Genomic DNA, 20,706 nt, shown 5'->3' with positions numbered 1-20,706 from the left:
GTTATTACATAGTTTTAAAAAAACAAACATTATTTAAGGACGCTGAAGTATAATGAAGACGAAGAAAGAGACAAATGTAATCTCTACACATAGCAAGGAATGTTTGCCAAAGTAATTATTACAGTTATATGTGAACGAGTATATGTATTAGATAAAGACTAAACGATTCAAGATAGAGGAGGTTTTAATAGATGGACCAGTATCCAACGCTAATTGAAATCTCGGAGGATATCTATCAACTCGTTGTTCGGTATCCGTTTGGAATGTATGAAATGAACAGTTATCTATTTAGAGGAGAAAACGGTTTTACGATTGTCGATACAGGCAGTGAAGCAAAAGAATCCATCGATTTATGGGAGAAAACATTAGCATCAGGAATTACTGTCGAAAAATTAGTGTTAACACATGCCCATCCAGATCATTGTGGACTTGCTAGATGGTTTCAGGAAAATCATCGCGTTCCTGTCTTTATTTCCAGTTTAGGTTACCAAGAATTACAGAAAAAACGAAACTATCATAGGGTCAATTGGCTTCACAGTTTTCTGAAATCGCATGATTGCCCTGAAATTTCTCAAAATATGGGTAATTCTGAAGCGGCTGCCTATGAATTTGAACCTGATGGAGTGTTTGAAAACAAGCAGTCTATCAAGCTAGGAAACGAAAGGTATGAAACCATTTGGACTCCTGGACATTCTTATGACCATTTCTGTTTTTATAATCAGAATCAGCAGGTAATGCTGACAGGGGACCATGTGTTAGCTGGTCTTTCACCAATCGTAGCACTTTGGTCGGAGTACGATGAGAATCCAATAAAAGATAATTTTGACTCCTTGGAAAAATTAAAAATATATCCTTCCAAGCTTGCACTTCCTGGTCATGGCGGACTGATTTACAACTTAAATGAACGGATCGATGAAATGATAAAGAGTCACAGGTATCGTTTACAGCAAATTTTACATTTTGTTGGGAACGAAGAAAAAACAGCATGGCAAGTTTGTCAGGATCTATATGGTTCTCTCAGTGATACCAAATTCTTTGCTCCTCTTATGGCCACGATCGCAAGACTTATTTTCCTTGAAAAAAGCGGGGAACTACATAGTGAGTTGAGAAACGGGAAAGTGTATTATAGTCATGTAAGTAAATAGTAAACCATTTAATGATTTTGAATGAGTGTATTATCATTAGAATTCTTACCCATGATCAGGACATCCTATGACCAGGAGGGATTGATCATGGGTTTTCGGGTTTTATTACTATTCATCTTCATCTGTTTTCAGTTTTCAATGATGGTCAGTGCTGAAGTTCCACTAACGGCTGCATTTATCCGCGACCATCAGCTATGGATTAAAAAAGGAGATCAAGAAGTTCAACTCACAAAAGGTCAATATGTGTATTCTCCAAAATGGTCATATGATGGTCGTTTTATTGCGTATATTGATGGTGATGAGCAGGAAGAGAAATCAAATTTATTCATTTATGACACAAAGGAAAAAGAAAGCTACCAGCCTTATGTAACCATTGAAACATCAGATTTTAAGTGGTCCCCGGTAAAAAATCAACTAGCCTACAATTCCGGCGGTGTATTGAATGTTACGAAAGAAAAGAATGGCCGGCCGCATGGATTTGAAAATGTTTCTTTAGGTGTAAGTGATTTTGAATGGTTTCCGAACGGGAATGAATTTATTGTTTCCTCCCAAGCCAATTTACTTCCTACCGGTTGGGGACCAGTTCACCTGTTTAGAGTTCCTGTGGATGCCAATCTTAATACAGAGAAAATGAAGCCCTTTTATACGATTCAAACTGATGAATCTGATTTGTTTGCGATATCTGCTGATTATTTTAAATGGAGTTTTGATGGAAAGTGGGTTAGTTTTTTAGCAATGCCTACTGCTTCCTGGTCAAACGATAGCAATACCTTATGTGTTTTATCATCACAAGGAGATCAATTTCAAGCTGTTGGAAAAATGCTTTGGTATAAAGATTGGATTAAGTGGTCAGCTTCAGCCAATCAACTCGCCTATATTTCAGGAGAAGGCAGATTTTTTGTTGAAAACAAAAAAACGAAAATTGCTGATATGCCAAGTTCATTACAACAAAAGGAATATACACCTAAAGGCTTCGTTGACCTTGATTTAGAATGGTTCACTCCAGATAGTGTAATTGTAGCTCGTGCGAAAGAGAATAAGGAGTGGCACGAAGGACCTGTCCCTGCTATGTTTACAGCACTTTATGCGATTAATATTAAATCAGAAGAACAACAGCAGATTTCCTTTCCAAAAGAGAATGAACTGGATGTGGATCCGCAGGTTCTTGGGTCTCATATTACTTGGTTTCGCAAAAAGGGTAAGGAACTTAAAGGGGATGTATGGGTGAAGGATGAAATAAATGGAAAAGAGAGTATTTGGCTGAATAATGTTGATTATGCTCCAGTGTTTTATATACAGAAGTAAATGTTCGCGAAAATGTATTACTCATTCAGCTAAATGCATACTAATTAGTATTAATCGACCCTTTGGTTTTACCTTAGGGGTTTAGGTGGAATCATTCATGTATATGTTATTTTATTTATTATTAGCCATAATTGGCGGGACTTGTATTGGGTTACAAGCAGGCATAAATGGTGTGTTGGGAAAAAGGATTGGAGTAATAGAGGCTTCATTTGTTTCATTTTTTATCGGAACGATTATTCTATTATTACTCGTTATCTTTGCGGGTAAAGGGAACATTTTAAATGTAACCACCGTACCGAAATGGCAGCTGCTGGGTGGAGCGCTTGGAGTTGCTTATGTTTCTATTATGGTAGCGATTGTACCTAAAATTGGAGTCGCATCCTCCATCACAGCAGTCATTGTTGGACAGTTAATTATTAGTGTTACCCTTGATCATTTTGGAATCTTCACGAATCAACGAATACCGATTGATTGGTATCGTATTTCAGGATTATGTTTATTACTTGTCTCGTTATTATTAATATTTAAAGGTAACATCAAATGGTTTTGAAAAAATAAATTATCAATTGCATTAAAAAGTGTCCCGCACCTATGAAGTACAAATGTATCCAAGGTGCAAGACGCTATTTTTAATGCATAGGGATTTTTCCTCAATTCGTCAGTGGATCATTAGGTATCAAGATTTGTTTTATTATGTGATTCTTAAATTTTGATTTTATAGCTTTATAGTTTTAATTCATATTTGTAAAATAGAAGAGTATAAGAAAAATATTGTCAGTTAAAGGGAAGTGTCAGCACATGCTTTATATCAGAAATATCGAGAAAATCATTGAAGAAACTTTAGACCATCACAAATTAGATATTAACTATGAAATTAATAATAAACTCACTGTACCTATGAGCTATAATGTTTCGACAAACACGATAAAATTTAATTATCTACAAGTTAACGGTTATATCAGTAAAATTAGGATTAAAGAGTCAGATGAAAACTTTGTTAAAATTATTCTTTATCACGTGATTGGGTATTATTTAGATTTTAAGAAAAACAAACATGATTTGAGGACCTTAAAGTATGGTGAAGACTACGAAATCGCAAAGCTTAAAATGGATATAGAAACGAATGCTTGGGTCTATGGGAGAACATTGGTGCCTGAACAATTGTTAGACTCATATGATCAAGTTCATGAATTAGATAAAGACCTAGTACATGGACAACTAACCAATATATAGTGCATTGCATTTTACTCCGTAATGAAAATTTCGCATGGTAGAACCATGTATTTTTAAAATTCATTTCACAGAATGAGAGGTGTAAATAGTTGAGAGCAGACGCTGTTTTTGAAGGCGGTGGAGCAAGGGGAATTGCTTTTGTCGGAGCCATTCAAGCCATGGAAGAGGAAAGGGTAGAATGGCAAAGAATAGCTGGAACCTCAGCAGGAGCTGTAATCGCTGCTCTTTTGGCAAGTGGCTATAAAAGCTATGAAATTAGAAAGCTTTTGAGTGAGCTGGATTTTTCTAAGCTTCGAGGCAGGACGTTCATGAACCGAATTCCCATTTTCGGCAGTTTACTTGAACTAATGTTTAATCTAGGTATATATAAAAATGATTATTTGGAAGCCTGGATCGATTCACTTCTTTTAGAAAAAGGCATTAAAACATTTGCCGATCTTCCAGAAGGGAAGTTAAAGATCATCGCTTCTGATGTTTCGAATGGGCAAATGCTTATTTTGCCGGATGATTTAGAGCGCTATGGAATGACCCCTGCAGATTTGAAGGTTTCAACCGCTGTCATGATGAGTGCATCGATTCCATTTTTCTTCCGTCCGGTTATTTGGAAATCGAAAGATCGTAATAAGTCCTACATATTAGATGGCGGTTTGCTGAGTAACTTCCCAATTTGGATTTTTGATACGCAAAACCCTCAGTTTCCAACGTTCGGCTTCCGTTTTGTAAAAGATAAAGTTAGTATAGACCCAGTAATACCAACGCCGCTGCATCTTTTCAAAAATATATTTAAAACGATGCTTCAAGCACATGATCTACGACATATGAAAGAAGACACGCTCGAACGCACAATAAAGATTCCAACTGGCGACATTAACACAACTGATTTTAAACTGAATGAGGATGAAATCGATTTTCTCTATATGTCAGGCTATACCTCTACAAAAAAGTTCCTATCAACATGGGATTTTGAGCAACATAAGGCCAATAGACTACAAAGAATAAATAGACAAGGGAGATAGAAAACGCCATTCCGGAATGAATGACGTTTTTTTCATTTCCACCATTGCCACCATTTCCTTTGCTGTGCAGCTGCAATCTGCTTTCTAGTTTCCTCCAACATGAAATTACTACGCTCCTCTAATAGCTGCTCCGTTCGTTCCACATACTTTAAGATTTGGTTCATCTTATCTTCTAGATACGCTTCCCGTACCGCTTTCTCCTTCAGTAGTTTGATCAAATCCATGTTGATTCGCTCTAAATTTTCTATCCGTTCTACCAGCTCTTCAAAATCACGATTCTGCGATATTTCCGTATCAGGTGAAGTATGTAACGGTTCATTTTCTGTAACTCCGACTGTTTTATTTTCTTCAGAAATCCATGTCATTATGGCCTGGGCTGAAAGTTCCAAGGTCATACCCTCTTGGCTGCTGAAATCTATGAATTTGCGAATCGTGTTAATATCCTTTTCAAAATAGCCCCGATGGCCCCTGTTATTTCGGTGAATAGGATACCCGTGTCCTTCTAATAGAGTGGCATACTTACGTAATGTATTGCTATCAATGCCCAGTAATTCTTGTACATGACTAGGGGAATATATTTCCATCATAACAAAGCCTCCTCTATTACTATGAATTTATGAATAATTCAAGAAATATGTAGATAAAGTTATTATAACAAGTTATATTTAAGAATTTGTCGAACAAACAGATAGTTAACGATTTGTAATTAGACTGTTAAATCATTGAAACATGGTTATCCACTATTAAATCCAGCTAACGGCAACTAAATTCAGCTATCCGCAAAAAAAATTCTATTTAACGTGATGTATATCACATCAGAAGGGGGGATGAATCCCTTAAAATAACATTAAGAAGATGACAAAGGGGGAATTTAATGTTTCTTACTTGGTTGATGTGTATCAGTTATTTTATTGGTTCCTATTATATTACTGTTGTTATTTTTGATCGGCTTAAGGAAAAAGATCAAGCTGATTTAGCTCAATTAGAATCTCAATTCAAAAACATGGCTGTGAATCCTACAAAATCTATGAAACAAGCAGTTTAAAATTTAAAATAAAACCGCGTTTAAAATGAAAGCCAAAAGGCATACTCAGGTGCCTTTTGGCTTTTTATTATGAGGATTTGTAAACGTTTTTACTATAACTAACGTATTAACTTGTAGTTGTGCTATTATTAATGTTGAAATTCGAGAGTGGAGAGGATATCCATTGAAAATTAATTCATTAATTGCCAACAATATCAACAAATTAGATGCCTCCATACCAGTAGATCAATCACTAGGAATTGCGGGATTGTCTGGTTCAGGTAAAACCACATTCTGTCAAACCATCGGTGAAGAATCAAAGAAGCGTCTTGTTTCCCTGTTACCAAAGGCTGAATATCAGTATCTATTTTCCAATATCATGGAAACGAATTTTAGTGCGATTAAGATGGAAGATATGCCGTTAGTTCTTTTTCTTGGAAAATCATCCATCTCCTCCAATCCACGTTCGACTATTGGAACACATACTGGAGTTTTTAAAGAGATCCGTGAAAGCTTTGCGAAAAAATATCATTTATCTCCAGAAGTTTTTTCCTTTAATAATGCACTAGGCTGGTGTCCAGACTGTAAAGGACGCGGAACAACAAAAAATGTTGAATGTCCAAAGTGTAAGGGCAGGCGCTTTAGCCAAGAGGTAGTACAATATAAGCTTGAACTATTTGGAAAGCCACATAGTATATCTGACGCAAACAACTTAAGCATTGAAGCTATTTTTTCTCTAGCAGAAGAGTTACATATCAGTGAAGGTAAACTACATATACTTCAAAATATTATCAATATGAATATCGGTTACTTAACCTTAAACCGGATTATGGGGACACTGTCAGGAGGGGAATTAACTCGACTTTACCTGGCAGAATTCATGGCAGCAAGTGAAAATACCGTGATTATTATCGATGAAATTTCCGTTGGTCTAGATCATCAAACACTACTGAAAATCTTAGATCAGATTAGAAAATTAGGCTATAAAAATCAAATTTGGCTCATCGATCATTCAGACACCGTACTTGACGCTACGGACGAACAATTGTTCTTTGGCCCTGGCAGCGGGAAATATGGCGGTAAAATTGTAGATGAATCACCACGTCCAAAACCTATCATTTGGGAACGAAATCCTGCATCTCCAACAGAATACTATCAATTTCGGGACCTATACTGCCGTAATATTCAAATGGCTGAAATTGAAATTCCTAAAAATAGGCTTGTCACCTTTACAGGTGAGTCTGGCAGCGGTAAATCCACGCTGGTTAATGAGTGTATCGCTAAAGATTTTTTGAAGCGTTATCCAAAGGACAAGCTGGTAATAGTTGGGCAGGATCGAAACCAATCGATCACCAGTCGTTCAACGGTGGCTACTTTTCTTGATATAAAAAGAAAACTCACCAAATATAGTGAGGATATTGACGATATTTTTCAGCGTTCGATTGAAGATATTATTGAAGAACTGCCAAATGAAGACATCGCACATAAACGCTTGAGCTTATTGATAAAGCTCGGACTTGGATATTTGACATTAGAAAGAAAGACGCAAACCCTATCGACGGGGGAATTTCAATGTGTTCATTTGGTTTCTGAACTGTTTGCTAACACCAGAAACCCTCATACGCTGTTTATTTTTGACGAGCCTTCAAAAGGGTTGTCACAAAATATCTTAAATCAATTCATCGATAGTGTTAGAGTTATACTTCAAGACGAGTCTGTCTCAATCATCATGATTGAACATAATGCCTATATGCTTGAAAGCTCTGATTATATCGTTGATTTTGGAAAAAGACAGATTGACCCAGTCACACATTTAGATGTTCAGAGTCATGATGAGTATTATCGTCATAATAAACAGGAAGAAAACGATGGGCCCATTCAAATTACTTCAACGCTTAGGCTGCAAAGTGGTGTTCGCTATCAACAAGAAAATCAAATCGCCTATTTTAAAAATGCTGAAAACATCTATAAAGGCGGCATTTTAAAAAGCTTGTCATCCATGGCACGTTTGATTTATGGAGAATATGAATCTGAAACAATCGCACCTGTTATCGCGATTGATCTTGAACGACATTTGTATAGTCAATATAGTTTTCTTTATGAACTTGGCGGTCTGATCAACCATATTGTGGCGGCTCATCCGAAAAATAAAGATACACGAAGCTTCGATTTCTATCATCAAGACAATCATTGTCCATGCTGCTCTGGCCGACGTGCCATTGAAACGTTTGATTTTGATGTGGTCGTACAAGACAAAACCGTACCATTCTGGGATGGGTTATTATATCCAGATGTGATGGAGGTTTTAAAATGGTATCAATATCCAAAATTGCAATTCCTTTTTGATGAGATCAAGAATGAACTTGGCCAAGATATTAGTAAAAGCTACAATGAGATGACAGAAGAAGAAAAGCATACCTTCTTATATGGGTATTGGGAAAAGTCATTTTACGATAAAGCAGGTAAGGCACAAAGAACATGGGAAGGCTTTAATATGATCCTGGGGCGTTATATGTTCATCTCGAAATCGATTATTAAAGAGCAGATGAAAGAATCAAAAGAGATGATTATCTGCCCAGTCTGTCAGGGAACTGTTTTAAAACACCGTAAAAAACTACATTTTGGTGATCGTGATATTCGAGAGATTATCCAGATGCCACTTGATCAGGTCATTGAAACAATAGGGAACTTACCGGAACTTGAAAAACTAAAAAGTATTGTCGGCGGTGATATGTCACTTACAGAAGATGTATCCTTATTGCCCCGGGAAACACAGGTAAGTTTGAAGATGTTTGAACTAGAGTTAGCAAGCTTTGTGGGCTATGAAGTGGTTTTACAAAATGCCTTACCATTTTGGGGCAATATAAAAAGCAATATCGAAGCGATAAGCAGTAAAAATCTAATGACCATCTGTGATTTTGACAATATTACTGAAACAAGAGAAACGATTATTGATAAATATTTTACGAATGGAAAATACAAAAAACTAACGTATGTCTATGAAGCGTTCGGCTACAAAAAAATTGTTACCTTAATCAATAAAATAAAAGCTGCTCATCCATGTCCTTTCTGTAAAGGGAAAAAGGTTATTTCAGAAGATAACCTCCATGAAGGCGTACATAAATTATCGGTACCATGTGTGAGCTGTCATGCGAGCGGCATTAATGAGGAAGGGCGCAAGGAAATGGTCGAGGGCATAGAGGTGCAAACATGGCTTACTGGTAAAGTAAGTGATGTTGTAGCAGAAAGTCTAATTACAGAGGCGGTCGCAGAAATCCCTATTTTCAATCGTATTCGTGAGTTGAATAAACGAGATATGATGGCAGTTTATCAAGCGCTTGAACAAAATAAATAAGCTAGCTAAGCAGAACTCATTTGCAATTCGTCATTGCAAATGAGTTTTTTTTAATGATCTAGTTTACGAAGGAAAGCAGGTTGTTTGTATGGATTTTAATTTTATTTTACAAAAAGATCAAAACCGATTGTAATCAACCAACCAACAGCAAGAGTAACGGTGACATATGTACCCAGATAAAGCAATATTTCCGCCATGGTTCCTCCTTTTATTCCTTCTTCTAAGATATATAGCCATCATAACAGGGGGCTTTTTCAAAATTTGTCGAACCAAAGGATATTAACCAATTTGTAACTAGAATGTTAACTTCCCTTAACAATAGAAATAACCTGAAAATAAACAGGACCTTACTCCCCCAAAAAGGAAAAATATGACTGCTTTTCACATTAAAGAAGGGTGTGCTTTTTCCCATTTTGCCTCTCGAAATAATAGGTAACCCTTAACTAGACAATAAATTTAATGTTCCGTAGACTAAAAACTATATTATTTTTCTAGTATTTTACTTTAGGGAAAAAGTAACTCTACTAAATCGAAAAAATAGATTTACTGCCGAATGAGTGATTAGTGTAATAAGTAGGATTTCGGGTAACGGGGAGGAATATCCATGTTAGAATTTGATACAAGTATGGACCAATTAGCCACGATTAAAGTGATCGGTGTAGGCGGCGGGGGAAATAATGCCGTAAACCGTATGATTGAGGATGGAGTTGTCGGTGTAGAATTCATCGCCGTTAATACGGATGCACAAGCGATCAAGCAATCGAGTGCAGCAATCAAAATGCAAATCGGATCCAATTTAACAAGAGGTTTAGGTGCCGGGGCTAATCCGGAAATAGGAAGAAAAGCTGTGGAAGAAAGTAAACATCATATTGAAGAAGTGTTAAAAGGTGCCGACATGGTTTTCGTTACAGCAGGAATGGGCGGCGGTACAGGAACAGGTGCAGCTCCTGAGATTGCGAAAATTGCCCGAAAGCTGGGTGCATTAACGATTGGTGTTGTAACGCGTCCTTTCAAATTCGAAGGTCACAAGCGTGCCGTAAATGCAAAAAATGGAATAAGCGAAATGAGGGAAGCGGTAGATACATTAATTATTATTCCAAATGATCGCTTATTGGAGATTGTAGACAAAAAAACACCGATGATTGAAGCTTTCCGGGAAGCGGATAATGTTCTTCGCCAGGGTGTTCAAGGAATTTCTGATTTAATAGCTGTGCCTGGTTTAATTAACCTTGATTTTGCTGATGTGAAAACAGTCATGTCTCATAAAGGAACGGCACTAATGGGAATTGGCATTGCGGAAGGTAGAAATCGTGCAACGGAAGCTGCGGAAAAGGCATTAAATAGTCCGTTATTGGAGACCTCCATCAATGGAGCACACGGTGTCATCATGAATATTACCGGCGGAAACAATTTAAGTCTTTTTGAAGTACAGGAAGCAGCCGAAATTGTTGCCTCTGCTTCGAATGAAGAATTGAATATGATTTTTGGTTCGGTTATTAATGAAAACTTAACAGATGAAATCATTGTAACGGTCATTGCTACTGGTTTCACTGAGAAAGAGGCGACCGAAGTACATAAGCCTTCCCAGCCAGCCATTGAGGAAACGCGACATTCCTATAGGAGGGAGCAACGTATACCCTATCAAGAACCTGAGCCCATTATCCATTTCGAAGAAGTTCTAGAATATGATGAACACCGTGAAGAATCAGAGGAATCTCAGGATATACCAGCGTTCTTACGTAATCGAAGAAAACGACTTCGATCGTTTTAATATTACTCCTCACATTAAATAATAATACTGCTCTTTCTTAAATTAAAGGGTTCCGTTTTCGGGAACTTTCTTGATAAATCGCAAAAGAAATGACGTGTGAATTGGCACACACGTCATTTTCCTTATTTATTAGTGTTTTTAAGCATATTTAATATGTTTGACATAGCAAATACAAGATTTTATGATGAAACTGTAAATTATGAATGGGAACAACTTAATCGACACAAAGTCGAATATGAACTGACCAAACGATACATAAACCGTTTTATTAAGCCTGGCGATAAAGTATTAGATCTCGGTGGTGGTCCTGGAAGGTATCTATCTTTTTCGTGATAAGAGTTGGGAGAATATTAACTTCCAGGTTCGGGATTTTGAGAATAGGGATATTGATTTTTATTGTAATAACATTGAAATCCTTGAAGTAAAGGAATCACAACTTGTTGATAAATTATGGTGAAATTGTGAAACGTTGTACTTAAACTAACGAGTGCAAGAGTTGAAAACATAAGCTGCCATCATAGACACGGGCGAGTTTAGTCGAAGCTTATTATAATCCGTTCTTATTATTCAGGAGGTAATTCATAAGTCTTTAGGTACGTGTGATTTATCAATTTAACCATTGGTCCAGAAGAAATTTTCATATGTCATTCGGTCCTTCCCTATTTGAACCCAGTGTCCACCATCGGTAGGCTCAATTTCAAATGTAATTTCCAATATAGAGTCACGGAACCCATTCACTCTTCTCGTTTCAATCACTTCAATTTTCCAAGGAGCGATCCCTTATTCTTCCTCTAAAAAACACCTATAAATAATTTTTTTGTTGTTATCTAGTTTTTAAAGCCATCTACATATTTGGGAGGCAATTAACAAATAATAACAAAAAATTTGAAGGAATGAGAGTAATGATGGAATTTTTGGACGATCTACCTACCTTACCTTATATATTTAAGGCATTGTTAATTTTTTTGGCGGCACTTATGCTTTTGCGTATCGCAGGAAAAAGATCACTTGCAGAAACGACAGTTTCGGAAGCAGTGTTGAGGATTTCAATTGGTGCTGTACTAATCCAACCTTTAGCATTAAGAAATGAATGGGAAGCAATATATGCTGGGACTTTGCTTATTATAGGAATTGTACTATTAGCGAAAATACAAATATGGATACCAAAATCAAGAAAGTTTATTAATGGAGTACCATCAGTACTAATTAATGATGGACAGATGAAATTAGAAGAGCTTAAAAAAGCAAGACTAACTACAGATGAGCTACAGAGTTCACTTCGCCTAAAAAACATAGGTAATGTCGAAGATGTAGAATTGGCAGTATTAGAGTCCAATGGTAAAATATCGACTACCCTAAAGCCAAACAAAGCACCTGCAACCAAAGAAGATATTCAAAAAATTTTGGATATCTTAGCTCAAAATGGTATACGTGCCTCATCACAAAATCAATCTGAATCAAAAACGCCACCATTATTTCAAGAAGCATATGACGAGGGAGACATAGTGGACTATAAGCCTCAGATACATTAAATAGGCTATCTTTATGTCGTGATTACAACTCATACTTAAGCATTGTTCTTCAACTAAATTGAGCACGAGTTAAAGATTAAGGTCGCTTCGGCGATCTTTTTTCTTGTTGAACTAAACCAGCAAATAGTTTGTCAAGATTTTTCAATAAAAACTTAAAATATCTCATGCTATACTAAAAATGTGCATGCCAAATAACCTTCCTTCAGTCTGTTTTTGGAAGGTTTTGTACTATTTAGTTTAATTTAGGTTCTAAGGTATATCTTGGAAAGTCGTTTTGCTTTTTAAAAGGGCAAATATCCAGTGTAAGAGCTTATTTACACAGGCAATAACAGCTACTTTAAAACACCTTTGAAGTCGTAATAAGGGCTTTTTTGACGAAAAGTTTTATTGACAAGTGACGCTAATTGGTAATACTATATACTAGTAGTCAGTAATACTAAATATCAGTAACACAAAATACCTGTGTTACAGAGTACTGAAAAAATATAAGTAAAATATAAATGGAGGTAAAGAATGGAAAACATCACGGAAATGCTGAAAGGGGTGCTTGAAGGTTGTGTGCTTGAAATCATCAGCCGTGGCGAAACTTACGGCTATGAAATCACGCAACAGCTGCGAGAACTTGGCTTCACTGATGTGGTTGAAGGCACAGTTTATACGATTACCATGCGACTTGAGAAAAACAATCTGGTGGACATCGAGAAAAAGCCATCCACTATGGGACCGCCGAGAAAATTTTACACACTCAACGCAGCAGGTCAAGAGCAGCTTAAGATTTTTTGGAAAAAATGGGATTTCATCTCAAGTAAAATTAACGAACTTAAGACTAAAATAAAATCAAAAGGAGAGAAGTAAAATGAATATTTTTGAAAAAATTATCGGAAGTCTAGATGACAAGCGGGAATGGAGGGAGATGGAGGCACGTGCGAAGGCACTTCCAAGTGAGTACCGCAACGCTTACAAAGCTATCCAAAAATATATGTGGACTGCTGGTGGTGGTCCCACCGACTGGAAGGACAGCAGCCGTATCTTTGTCGGCATTCTCGATCTCTTCGAGGAAGGAGCAGCGGAAGGCAAGAAAGTCACTGACCTTACGGGCGAGGACGTGGCTGCTTTCTGCGACGACTTGGTGAAGGATGAGCAAACTTGGAAGGACAAATATCGCAAGAAGTTGAACGATACGATTGGTCGTGGCTAACGGTGAATTCCAAGTGGAGTTTCGCCTAGCATCGACACTAACCACGCAAACCGTCACTGGGGACGACTTGGCTTCCTTTCCGACGAACTAGTGGCTACCGCTAAAACCTATGTCGACAAGTATCGTGAAGATTTGAATCAGCGTATCATGAAGCGATTGGAAAAAAGTAAATTCAATAGATAATTTCGACTGAATAGCTGGTTACAAATGAAATGTGTCACCTTCACTATTCAGTTATATTTTTAACTTGGTAGTAAGTAATACAGAATATCAGTCAGACAGAGTAGTGAAGTATAGCCAATCTAGCGCCTTGCTGCGCTTATTATAAGGAGGAAAAAAGTATGAGCAATGCAGCGATTACTGTAAAAGGGTTAAAAAAATCCTTTAAAAATAAGGAAGTGTTAAAGGGGGTGGATTTTGAGGTGCGGCGTGGCGAAATTTTCGCCCTGCTGGGCTCAAATGGAGCGGGCAAGACGACGACGGTCAACATCCTCTCGACGCTGATGAAGCCCGATGGCGGCGAAGTCGGTATTTGCGGTTTTGACGTCCAGCGTCAACCGGATCATGTTCGCCAGAGCATCAGCCTGACAGGACAGTTCGCAGCTTTAGACGGCATGCTCACAGGAAGGGAAAACCTGATGATGATCGCCAAGTTGCGAGGAGTTTCCAATCCCGCTCAAGTCGCTGACAATCTGCTTGCAAGATTCAGCCTGACCGAAGCGGCCAACCGCCGGGCGGATAAGTATTCCGGCGGGATGAAGCGCCGGCTTGACATCGCCATGAGCCTGATTGGGACGCCAGAAGTCATTTTTCTCGACGAACCGACGACAGGGCTTGACCCCGAAGCGCGGATTGAAGTCTGGGATACCGTCAAGGAGCTTGCCGGCGGAGGCACGACCATCTTGCTGACGACCCAGTATCTGGAGGAAGCCGAACAACTGGCTGACCATATCGCCATCCTGCATGGCGGAAAAATCATCACAACCGGTACCCTTAAAGAACTCAAAGAGATGTTCCCGCCAGCAAAAGTGGAGTATATCGAGAAGCAGCCAACATTGGAGGAAATTTTCCTCGCGATCATCGGCAAAAAGGAGGAGATGTAAATGAAAAGCAAAACAGGGGTAATACTAGGTCGATTAATGCGCAACATCATGCGCAGCCCGGATACGATTATTACGGTGGCGATTACGCCGATTATGATGATGCTGCTGTTTGTCTACGTATTTGGTGGCGCAATAGAGACAGGTACGGACAACTATGTTAATTATTTATTGCCTGGAATTTTGCTGATGGCTATCGCTTCCGGCGTCGCTTACACTTCCTTGCGGCTGTTTAACGATGTAAAGAGCGGACTGATGGCGCGTTTCATTACCATGCCCATCAAGCGCTCTTCGGTATTGTGGGCTCACGTGTTGACTTCGCTTGTTTCCAATGCGCTTACTGTCGTGGTGGTTATCCTCATCGCGCTCTTGATGGGCTTCCGTTCCAGTGCTGGTATCCTGGATTGGCTCGGGGTAGCTGGGATACTCGGGCTGTTTACGCTGGCGCTGACATGGCTGGCGGTCATTCCCGGATTGACAGCGGGGTCTATGGAAGGGGCCACAGCCTACTCGTATCCGCTAATTTTCCTGCCGTTTATTAGTTCTGCCTTTGTCCCTACCGAAACCATGCCTAAAATTGTCCGTGCGTTTGCTGAGAACCAGCCCGTGACTTCAATCGTGAATGCGATTCGAGCCCTTTTGTATGAAGGGTCTGTTAGCAACGATATCTGGATCGCGCTTGCCTGGTGCGTCGGTATCATGGTCATCGCTTACTTCTTCGCCAGTAAAGCATTTAAACGACAGTTAGGGTAAGTACACCATTAAGGGATTAGCCCCTATCAATAGTCAGCCCCTAAGATGAATGCATTTGCTACACATGGAAGGCTACTTAAATGCGGTGCAACCATCGATGAAATCATGGAGACCCTCAAAATATGGTGTGGTTGGTGGCGCGTCAAACACTTACACAACTCGGGGTTGCCAGCATGCTTTAGAAGAAATTACAGCGTGTAGTGCTCTTTCGCAGGAGGAGAAATTAAAAGAATAAAGCCCATAGATAAAATTGACGGTAAAGAGTAGATTCCGAAGCAAAACCGCTTTAGAAATCAATGTTATTAACTTAAGGAACTATGGATTAATAACATGGTTATATTGTTTATATAAAGAATACTACATCGATTTCATCTCGGGTCTGTGGATTTTTTGTGAAATATTTCACTAAAAGATGATGTTTTAGAAGCAAAATTTATTAGTTTATAAATTTTAACAAGTAGGATGGTTTGAAGAGGATTAGGTACATTCACTGTTCAAAAGGAATACGATAACGGGAAAATTCTTTGAAGGGAATGAGCAATATGTACTATCTTCCTTATATGTCCCCATATCATTATCAATATCCCTATTATGTCAACGTTCCAGCTTATAACGACGAAAGACAGACGGCGTATAGGGGTTATACTGACGAGTTTGACTGTGCAAATCCTTATCGACATTGGCATCCCATTAATGAGGTAAGGGACGTCGAATTAAAGGAATATGGTAAAGAACCATTTGTTGTGAATATTGAAGAAGCGACTAAACAAAACCGTACATTTCGTACCGCACTATGGACGGGAACCCATTTCCAATTAACCTTAATGAGCATCGACGTTGGGGAAGATATTGGTCTAGAAATGCACCCAGAGGTTGATCAATTCCTGCGTATTGAAGAAGGCCATGGAATCGTTCAAATGGGTAATTCAAAAGATGAATTAACTTTTCAGGAGAGAGTTTCTGATGATTTTGCCATCATAGTACCTGCTGGTAAATGGCACAATGTAACCAATACAGGGAATAAGCCGCTTAAACTTTATTCCATCTATGCACCGACTCAGCATCCTTTTGGAACTATTCATAAAACGAAAGCAGAGGCAATGGCTGCTGAAGAAAACCATGAATAAGCAAAAAATAAGCCCCGATAAACAGCTTTTTGTTTATTGGGGCTTTATTTGATTTTATTGCTACTATAGAGTAAATTCGAATAGTTTTGGTTTTAAATGGTATAATTTTTAGACAGGCAGATAAAAAGATTAGGCAGAAGACAGCCGGATATCATTTAGAAGAACTGGATTGGGAAATCCTAATTTATTGGGGTTTAAGATATATTTCTACTATTTAAAAATTAGTGTCAATCATGATACATACCAATTCATATTAAATCCAAAGGAGATAGAGATAGGATGGAATTCTGGGAATCAAGCTTTATCGAAAAAGAAACGATGTGGGGATTTGAACCTTCTGACTCCGCAATTTTGACAAAGGACTTTTTCCTTGATAAGAATGTTAAGGACATACTGGTACCAGGTATTGGATATGGTAGAAATGCGAAAGTTTTTATCGACAATGGAATAACCGTAACAGGGATTGAAATTTCAAAAACCGCAATTGAATTGGCCAGGCAGAACGGGCTTGATATTGATATTTTCCATGGTTCCGTAACGGATATGCCTTTTGACAACAAACTTTATGACGGTATATTTTGCTATGCACTTCTTCACTTATTGAATGAACGTGAGAGAGAGAAATTTATTAAAGATTGCTACGATCAGTTAAAGCCAAATGGATATATGATTTTTACAACTGTTTCAAAAAATGCCCCCATGTTTGGAAAGGGCAAACAACTGGATAAAGATTATTATGAGATCATGGAAGGCGTGAAAATGTTTTTTTATGATGCTGACTCGATAAAACGAGATTTTGAAAAATATGGGCTGGTAGAGTTTTCAGAAATTGACGAACCAAATAAAATCATGGAAAATAAACCTTCCATCAACTTTATAATGGTGACATGTAAGAAGGAACTATAAAGTAATCATACAGTAATAATAGTTTCCTTTTAAAAAGATATGCTAGACGATTGGTCAATTGGGGGAGGTAAAATGAAGATTGTTATTGCCGGCGGTACCGGATTTATCGGCGAAAAGTTAACAAACTTGCTTCTAGCAGAAGGGCAAACTGTTGTAATTTTAACCAGAGGTGATCGTGAACCTTCCGGGAAAGTCCAATTTGTAAAGTGGCTGGAGAAAGGCGCTTCACCAGAAAAGGAAATAAGACATGCAGATGCCTTTATTAACTTAGCGGGTGTTTCTATCAACGACGGCAGATGGAGTGAAACTCATCAGAAACAAATCTATGAAAGTCGGATGACCGCAACAGATGAATTACTAAGAATTATTTCTTTGCTACCTGAAAAACCTTCAGTCCTGGTAAATGCCAGTGCAATCGGTATTTATCCTGCCTCAGTAACATCTGTATATACGGAAGATTCAACGGAAAGAGCAAATGATTTTTTAGGAAGCACGGTACAAGATTGGGAAAACAAAGCGAAACGAGTAGAAGAACATTCGGTTCGTGCGGTCTTCATGAGATTTGGAGTGGTACTTGGTAAAGAGGGGGGCGCACTGCCGCTTATGGCACTCCCATATCGTTTATTTGTTGGCGGCAAAGTAGGTTCCGGGCAGCAATGGGTATCCTGGGTTCATGTCATGGATGTTGTCCGTGCGATTGTATATTCCCTTAAAGATGATACTTTGAGGGGACCAGTAAATGTTACTTCTCCATCACCACTTCAAATGAACGATTTCGGCAAGACGATTGGATCGGTTTTACATCGTCCTCATTGGATTCCTGTCCCTTCTTTTGCCATGAAACTGGTCCTAGGGCAAAAAAGTGCACTGGTTTTGGAAGGTCAGCATGTGCTGCCTCGAGTGCTGCAAGAAGCAGGTTTTGAATTCATGTTTCCAACACTGCGATCGGCTTTAGAGAAATTGTTCTCTCGTAAATAATAGTAAGTAATAGATAATTTTGCCAAGAGAACCGAATGTATGTTCTTAAATCGTGTTGTTTATGATATACTAAAATGGCAATAGATAAGGTTGTCTTAATGGTTCGGCATGCTCCCAATGGAAAGGGGGTGCTGCTGTTTGACCATTTTTGAAACGTTGATGATTATGTTTGGTTTTGCTAGTTTAGTCATTGCCATTCTGACGTTTAATCAAAAAAAATAACCCACCCATGAGTTAGCAGGCTCGGGTGGATTATTTATACTCGTAACTAGCCGATCCTTTTGAGAGACCGTCTATTGCAGGACCGACATGTTGGCACCATGTTCGGTCTTTTTCATTTTATGTTCATGCATCTATATTATAACGAAAAATAGGAAAAAAGAAACATAAACGAGGGATAATCTTATAGTAAACACAGTTGGTAAGCGATTACATTTTATTCAAGAGATTATACCTCTTCTTAAAAGTTCACTCACGGCATGGGATCGATTATGTGCACCAAGCTTTTTGATCGCTGACTTCACATATTGTTTTACAGTTAATTCACTTATATCCATCGCAGCAGCCATTTCCTTCATGCTTTCTCCCCAAGAAATCTTTCGCATTACCTCTAATTCCCTTTTACTTAAGTTTGGTGTTTCGTCTAAGGTGTTGGTCTTTTCCATGTACTTTCCAACTATTCGCCCGTAATCCGTAAGAGAGGAAAGCGTTACTTCATCGATTACCGCCGTATCGGAGAATTCTGTCGTACAGATATAGCCGATCACCACTTTATCAAAGCAAATCGGGATTACAGCCATTGAATTTACGTTGGAAGTAAGGATATATTTGCTGCTCATTTGTTTTAAAAATTCAATTCCAGCGCAATACTTGGCTCTTCTTTCTAAGATTGCGGAGTAAATGATGGGTAAAGTACGAATGTTGTCGCGGATATCGTTTATGTAGACAATGCCAGTGGTGTTTAACATGATAATTCCTTCACCTAAATAACCTAAAGGTGAAAAGCGGAATAAATATGAATTCCTTACAGGGTAAATCGACATGTATAATTCTAAAATTTTATACAGTTTCTCCTCATGACTAGCCGTTTCCTCCAGCTGTACAATCTTTTCCATCAAGGTATGCTGTGAAGCCAAATTATCATCTCCTTTTGGGGGAATTAGTATATATAAAATTAGGAATATTCAAATTATACAAAATATTTTACTATTTAGATAGTACTTACTATGCATAAACAAAAAAGATGAAAAACTTTTAAATCGAAGGGAAGATGACAATGGCAAATTTAAAACCACAATCACAACTCTACCTAGAGGCATTTAAACAAATGCCACCAATCGCTTCATTAGAACCACAAACAGTAAGAGATATGTTTGCTATGGCACCCCCAGTAGAGGTAGAACTTGCACCACTGTCAAAGATTGAAGATCGTCTTGTACGCGTTCAAGATGGAGAAATTAATGTAAGAATTTATACACCAGAAGGGCAGGGTCCTTTCCCGGTATTTGTATATTACCATGGTGGCGGCTGGGTATTAGGGGATATTCCTACAGCTGATGCCAGCTGCAGAATGTTGGCAAATAAAACCCAAAGAATTGTCGTCTCTGTCGATTATCGATTGGCTCCTGAGTATAAGTTTCCTGTACCGGTTGAAGATTCCTATGCTGCTTTACAATGGGTAAGTGAAAATGCTGCGTCATTAAATGCAAACGCTTCTAATGTAGTCGTAGGCGGCGATAGTGCAGGCGGTAATCTGGCTGCTGCCATGACCTTAAAGTCACGGGAAGAAAACGGACCTGCCATTGCTGGTCAAGTACTTATCTATCCGGTTACAGCCTTAAGTTATGATTCCCCTTCCTATGAAGAGTTTAAAGAAGGATTTGGTTTAGACAGAGACCTTATGATTTGGTTTGGCAATTATTATATCCGTAATGACGAGGACGCGAAGAATGTACTTGTGGCACCTATTTTGGCTGAAGATTTACGTAATCTCCCGCCGGCCTATGTCCTGACAGCAGAGTATGATGTGTTAAGAGATGAAGGGGAAGCCTATGCAGAACGGCTTGGTGAAGCTGGAGTGTATGTTGAAACTTCACGTGAGGAAGGCTTAGTCCACGGTTTCTTTACGAATATGGCGGTCTTCCCGGAAGACATTAAAGGGTCCATCGATAAATTTGCTTCTTTTCTAGCAAAGGTAGATCAAGAGGTAAGTAGAGTCTAATTAAGATAGAAGCTGTATCTGAACCTTATTTTAGGGAGGGAA

General features: G+C 38.4%; 20 protein-coding genes and 2 pseudogenes. 19 read left to right on the top strand and 3 right to left on the bottom strand.

Going from position 1 to position 20,706, the window contains the following annotated elements; all coding sequences use genetic code 11:
* The first annotated feature begins 191 nt into the window (after window positions 1-191).
* The 5 genes from ACIQAA_RS18425 to ACIQAA_RS18405 all read left to right on the top strand — a co-directional run bounded on the left by ACIQAA_RS18425 (window position 192) and on the right by ACIQAA_RS18405 (window position 4,699).
* Window positions 192-1,145 carry an MBL fold metallo-hydrolase gene (locus tag ACIQAA_RS18425; protein WP_402622151.1) on the top strand — a complete coding sequence of 318 codons (954 nt, stop codon included), beginning with the start codon at window positions 192-194 and terminating at the stop codon, window positions 1,143-1,145.
* Window positions 1,146-1,232: 87 nt separating this feature from the next.
* The gene (locus ACIQAA_RS18420; RefSeq protein WP_402622149.1) at window positions 1,233-2,450 is read left to right on the top strand and encodes a translocation protein TolB; all 1,218 of its coding nucleotides are present in this window, start codon (window positions 1,233-1,235) and stop codon (window positions 2,448-2,450) included.
* A 97-nt stretch (window positions 2,451-2,547) separates the two neighbouring features.
* Complete coding sequence (locus tag ACIQAA_RS18415) at window positions 2,548-3,000, top strand: DMT family transporter (RefSeq protein ID WP_402622147.1); 453 nt, start codon at window positions 2,548-2,550, stop codon at window positions 2,998-3,000.
* 248 nt (window positions 3,001-3,248) lie between these two features.
* Window positions 3,249-3,683 (top strand): hypothetical protein, encoded by a 435-nt coding sequence (locus ACIQAA_RS18410; RefSeq protein ID WP_402622145.1) that lies wholly within the window; start codon window positions 3,249-3,251, stop codon window positions 3,681-3,683.
* 89 nt (window positions 3,684-3,772) lie between these two features.
* Window positions 3,773-4,699 (top strand): patatin-like phospholipase family protein, encoded by a 927-nt coding sequence (locus ACIQAA_RS18405; RefSeq protein WP_402622144.1) that lies wholly within the window; start codon window positions 3,773-3,775, stop codon window positions 4,697-4,699.
* A gap of 32 nt (window positions 4,700-4,731) precedes the next feature.
* Here ACIQAA_RS18405 and ACIQAA_RS18400 read toward each other — a convergent pair whose 3' ends face one another.
* A complete protein-coding gene (locus ACIQAA_RS18400) occupies window positions 4,732-5,286 on the bottom strand; it encodes a MerR family transcriptional regulator (protein ID WP_402622142.1) in 555 nt (184 codons plus the stop codon).
* A gap of 287 nt (window positions 5,287-5,573) precedes the next feature.
* Here ACIQAA_RS18400 and ACIQAA_RS18395 point away from each other — a divergent pair, with 287 nt between their 5' ends.
* The 3 genes from ACIQAA_RS18395 to ftsZ all read left to right on the top strand — a co-directional run bounded on the left by ACIQAA_RS18395 (window position 5,574) and on the right by ftsZ (window position 10,849).
* Window positions 5,574-5,744: a hypothetical protein gene (locus ACIQAA_RS18395; protein WP_402622140.1), complete on the top strand. Its 171-nt coding sequence runs from the start codon at window positions 5,574-5,576 to the stop codon at window positions 5,742-5,744.
* Window positions 5,745-5,907: 163 nt separating this feature from the next.
* Complete coding sequence (locus ACIQAA_RS18390; protein WP_402622139.1) at window positions 5,908-9,078, top strand: ATP-binding cassette domain-containing protein; 3,171 nt, start codon at window positions 5,908-5,910, stop codon at window positions 9,076-9,078.
* Window positions 9,079-9,682: 604 nt separating this feature from the next.
* Window positions 9,683-10,849, top strand: coding sequence for a cell division protein FtsZ (gene ftsZ, locus ACIQAA_RS18385; protein ID WP_402622137.1), 1,167 nt, complete (start codon window positions 9,683-9,685; stop codon window positions 10,847-10,849).
* A 563-nt stretch (window positions 10,850-11,412) separates the two neighbouring features.
* On the opposite strand, the pseudogene ACIQAA_RS18380 reads toward ftsZ, so the two are convergent.
* Window positions 11,413-11,626: pseudogene (locus ACIQAA_RS18380) on the bottom strand (DUF3888 domain-containing protein); the annotation flags it as partial.
* 125 nt (window positions 11,627-11,751) lie between these two features.
* On the opposite strand from ACIQAA_RS18380, the gene ACIQAA_RS18375 reads away from it, so the two are divergent.
* From ACIQAA_RS18375 to ACIQAA_RS18330, 10 genes and pseudogenes are all read left to right on the top strand, one after another.
* The gene (locus tag ACIQAA_RS18375; RefSeq protein ID WP_402622136.1) at window positions 11,752-12,381 is read left to right on the top strand and encodes a DUF421 domain-containing protein; all 630 of its coding nucleotides are present in this window, start codon (window positions 11,752-11,754) and stop codon (window positions 12,379-12,381) included.
* A gap of 513 nt (window positions 12,382-12,894) precedes the next feature.
* A complete protein-coding gene (locus ACIQAA_RS18370; RefSeq protein ID WP_402622134.1) occupies window positions 12,895-13,236 on the top strand; it encodes a PadR family transcriptional regulator in 342 nt (113 codons plus the stop codon).
* 1 nt (window position 13,237) lies between these two features.
* Window positions 13,238-13,579 carry a DUF1048 domain-containing protein gene (locus tag ACIQAA_RS18365; protein WP_394138921.1) on the top strand — a complete coding sequence of 114 codons (342 nt, stop codon included), beginning with the start codon at window positions 13,238-13,240 and terminating at the stop codon, window positions 13,577-13,579.
* 52 nt (window positions 13,580-13,631) lie between these two features.
* A pseudogene (locus ACIQAA_RS18360) lies at window positions 13,632-13,762 on the top strand (DUF1048 domain-containing protein); the annotation flags it as partial.
* A 158-nt stretch (window positions 13,763-13,920) separates the two neighbouring features.
* The gene (locus tag ACIQAA_RS18355; RefSeq protein WP_402622133.1) at window positions 13,921-14,682 is read left to right on the top strand and encodes an ABC transporter ATP-binding protein; all 762 of its coding nucleotides are present in this window, start codon (window positions 13,921-13,923) and stop codon (window positions 14,680-14,682) included.
* Window positions 14,683-15,432 carry an ABC transporter permease gene (locus ACIQAA_RS18350; RefSeq protein WP_402622131.1) on the top strand — a complete coding sequence of 250 codons (750 nt, stop codon included), beginning with the start codon at window positions 14,683-14,685 and terminating at the stop codon, window positions 15,430-15,432.
* Window positions 15,433-15,974: 542 nt separating this feature from the next.
* Window positions 15,975-16,559, top strand: coding sequence for a cupin domain-containing protein (locus tag ACIQAA_RS18345; protein ID WP_402622447.1), 585 nt, complete (start codon window positions 15,975-15,977; stop codon window positions 16,557-16,559).
* Between the two features lie 279 nt (window positions 16,560-16,838).
* A complete protein-coding gene (locus ACIQAA_RS18340; protein ID WP_402622129.1) occupies window positions 16,839-17,465 on the top strand; it encodes a class I SAM-dependent methyltransferase in 627 nt (208 codons plus the stop codon).
* A 72-nt stretch (window positions 17,466-17,537) separates the two neighbouring features.
* Complete coding sequence (locus tag ACIQAA_RS18335) at window positions 17,538-18,443, top strand: TIGR01777 family oxidoreductase (protein ID WP_402622127.1); 906 nt, start codon at window positions 17,538-17,540, stop codon at window positions 18,441-18,443.
* A 108-nt stretch (window positions 18,444-18,551) separates the two neighbouring features.
* Window positions 18,552-18,665 carry a putative holin-like toxin gene (locus ACIQAA_RS18330; protein WP_402622126.1) on the top strand — a complete coding sequence of 38 codons (114 nt, stop codon included), beginning with the start codon at window positions 18,552-18,554 and terminating at the stop codon, window positions 18,663-18,665.
* A 218-nt stretch (window positions 18,666-18,883) separates the two neighbouring features.
* On the opposite strand, the gene ACIQAA_RS18325 is transcribed toward ACIQAA_RS18330, so the two are convergent.
* Window positions 18,884-19,579, bottom strand: coding sequence for a helix-turn-helix transcriptional regulator (locus ACIQAA_RS18325; RefSeq protein ID WP_402622124.1), 696 nt, complete (start codon window positions 19,577-19,579; stop codon window positions 18,884-18,886).
* Window positions 19,580-19,719: 140 nt separating this feature from the next.
* Between ACIQAA_RS18325 and ACIQAA_RS18320 the strand changes: the two genes are divergently transcribed.
* Window positions 19,720-20,664, top strand: coding sequence for an alpha/beta hydrolase (locus ACIQAA_RS18320; RefSeq protein WP_402622122.1), 945 nt, complete (start codon window positions 19,720-19,722; stop codon window positions 20,662-20,664).
* The last annotated feature ends 42 nt before the right edge of the window (window positions 20,665-20,706 follow it).

Source organism: Neobacillus sp. NPDC093182, assembly GCF_044754045.1.
This window is presented reverse-complemented; position numbering and strand designations above follow the sequence as displayed.

Excerpts from the sequence above, each read along its gene's own strand:
- ACIQAA_RS18425 (WP_402622151.1), top strand. The coding sequence starts at position 192 with ATGGACCAGTATCCAACGCTAATTGAAATCTCGGAGGATATCTATCAA.
- ACIQAA_RS18420 (WP_402622149.1), top strand. The coding sequence starts at position 1,233 with ATGGGTTTTCGGGTTTTATTACTATTCATCTTCATCTGTTTTCAGTTT.
- ACIQAA_RS18415 (WP_402622147.1), top strand. The coding sequence starts at position 2,548 with ATGTATATGTTATTTTATTTATTATTAGCCATAATTGGCGGGACTTGT.
- ACIQAA_RS18410 (WP_402622145.1), top strand. The coding sequence starts at position 3,249 with ATGCTTTATATCAGAAATATCGAGAAAATCATTGAAGAAACTTTAGAC.
- ACIQAA_RS18400 (WP_402622142.1), bottom strand. The coding sequence starts at position 5,286 with ATGATGGAAATATATTCCCCTAGTCATGTACAAGAATTACTGGGCATT.
- ACIQAA_RS18395 (WP_402622140.1), top strand. The coding sequence starts at position 5,574 with ATGTTTCTTACTTGGTTGATGTGTATCAGTTATTTTATTGGTTCCTAT.
- ftsZ (WP_402622137.1), top strand. The coding sequence starts at position 9,683 with ATGTTAGAATTTGATACAAGTATGGACCAATTAGCCACGATTAAAGTG.
- ACIQAA_RS18375 (WP_402622136.1), top strand. The coding sequence starts at position 11,752 with ATGATGGAATTTTTGGACGATCTACCTACCTTACCTTATATATTTAAG.
- ACIQAA_RS18370 (WP_402622134.1), top strand. The coding sequence starts at position 12,895 with ATGGAAAACATCACGGAAATGCTGAAAGGGGTGCTTGAAGGTTGTGTG.
- ACIQAA_RS18365 (WP_394138921.1), top strand. The coding sequence starts at position 13,238 with ATGAATATTTTTGAAAAAATTATCGGAAGTCTAGATGACAAGCGGGAA.
- ACIQAA_RS18355 (WP_402622133.1), top strand. The coding sequence starts at position 13,921 with ATGAGCAATGCAGCGATTACTGTAAAAGGGTTAAAAAAATCCTTTAAA.
- ACIQAA_RS18350 (WP_402622131.1), top strand. The coding sequence starts at position 14,683 with ATGAAAAGCAAAACAGGGGTAATACTAGGTCGATTAATGCGCAACATC.
- ACIQAA_RS18345 (WP_402622447.1), top strand. The coding sequence starts at position 15,975 with ATGTACTATCTTCCTTATATGTCCCCATATCATTATCAATATCCCTAT.
- ACIQAA_RS18340 (WP_402622129.1), top strand. The coding sequence starts at position 16,839 with ATGGAATTCTGGGAATCAAGCTTTATCGAAAAAGAAACGATGTGGGGA.
- ACIQAA_RS18335 (WP_402622127.1), top strand. The coding sequence starts at position 17,538 with ATGAAGATTGTTATTGCCGGCGGTACCGGATTTATCGGCGAAAAGTTA.
- ACIQAA_RS18330 (WP_402622126.1), top strand. The coding sequence starts at position 18,552 with ATGCTCCCAATGGAAAGGGGGTGCTGCTGTTTGACCATTTTTGAAACG.
- ACIQAA_RS18320 (WP_402622122.1), top strand. The coding sequence starts at position 19,720 with ATGGCAAATTTAAAACCACAATCACAACTCTACCTAGAGGCATTTAAA.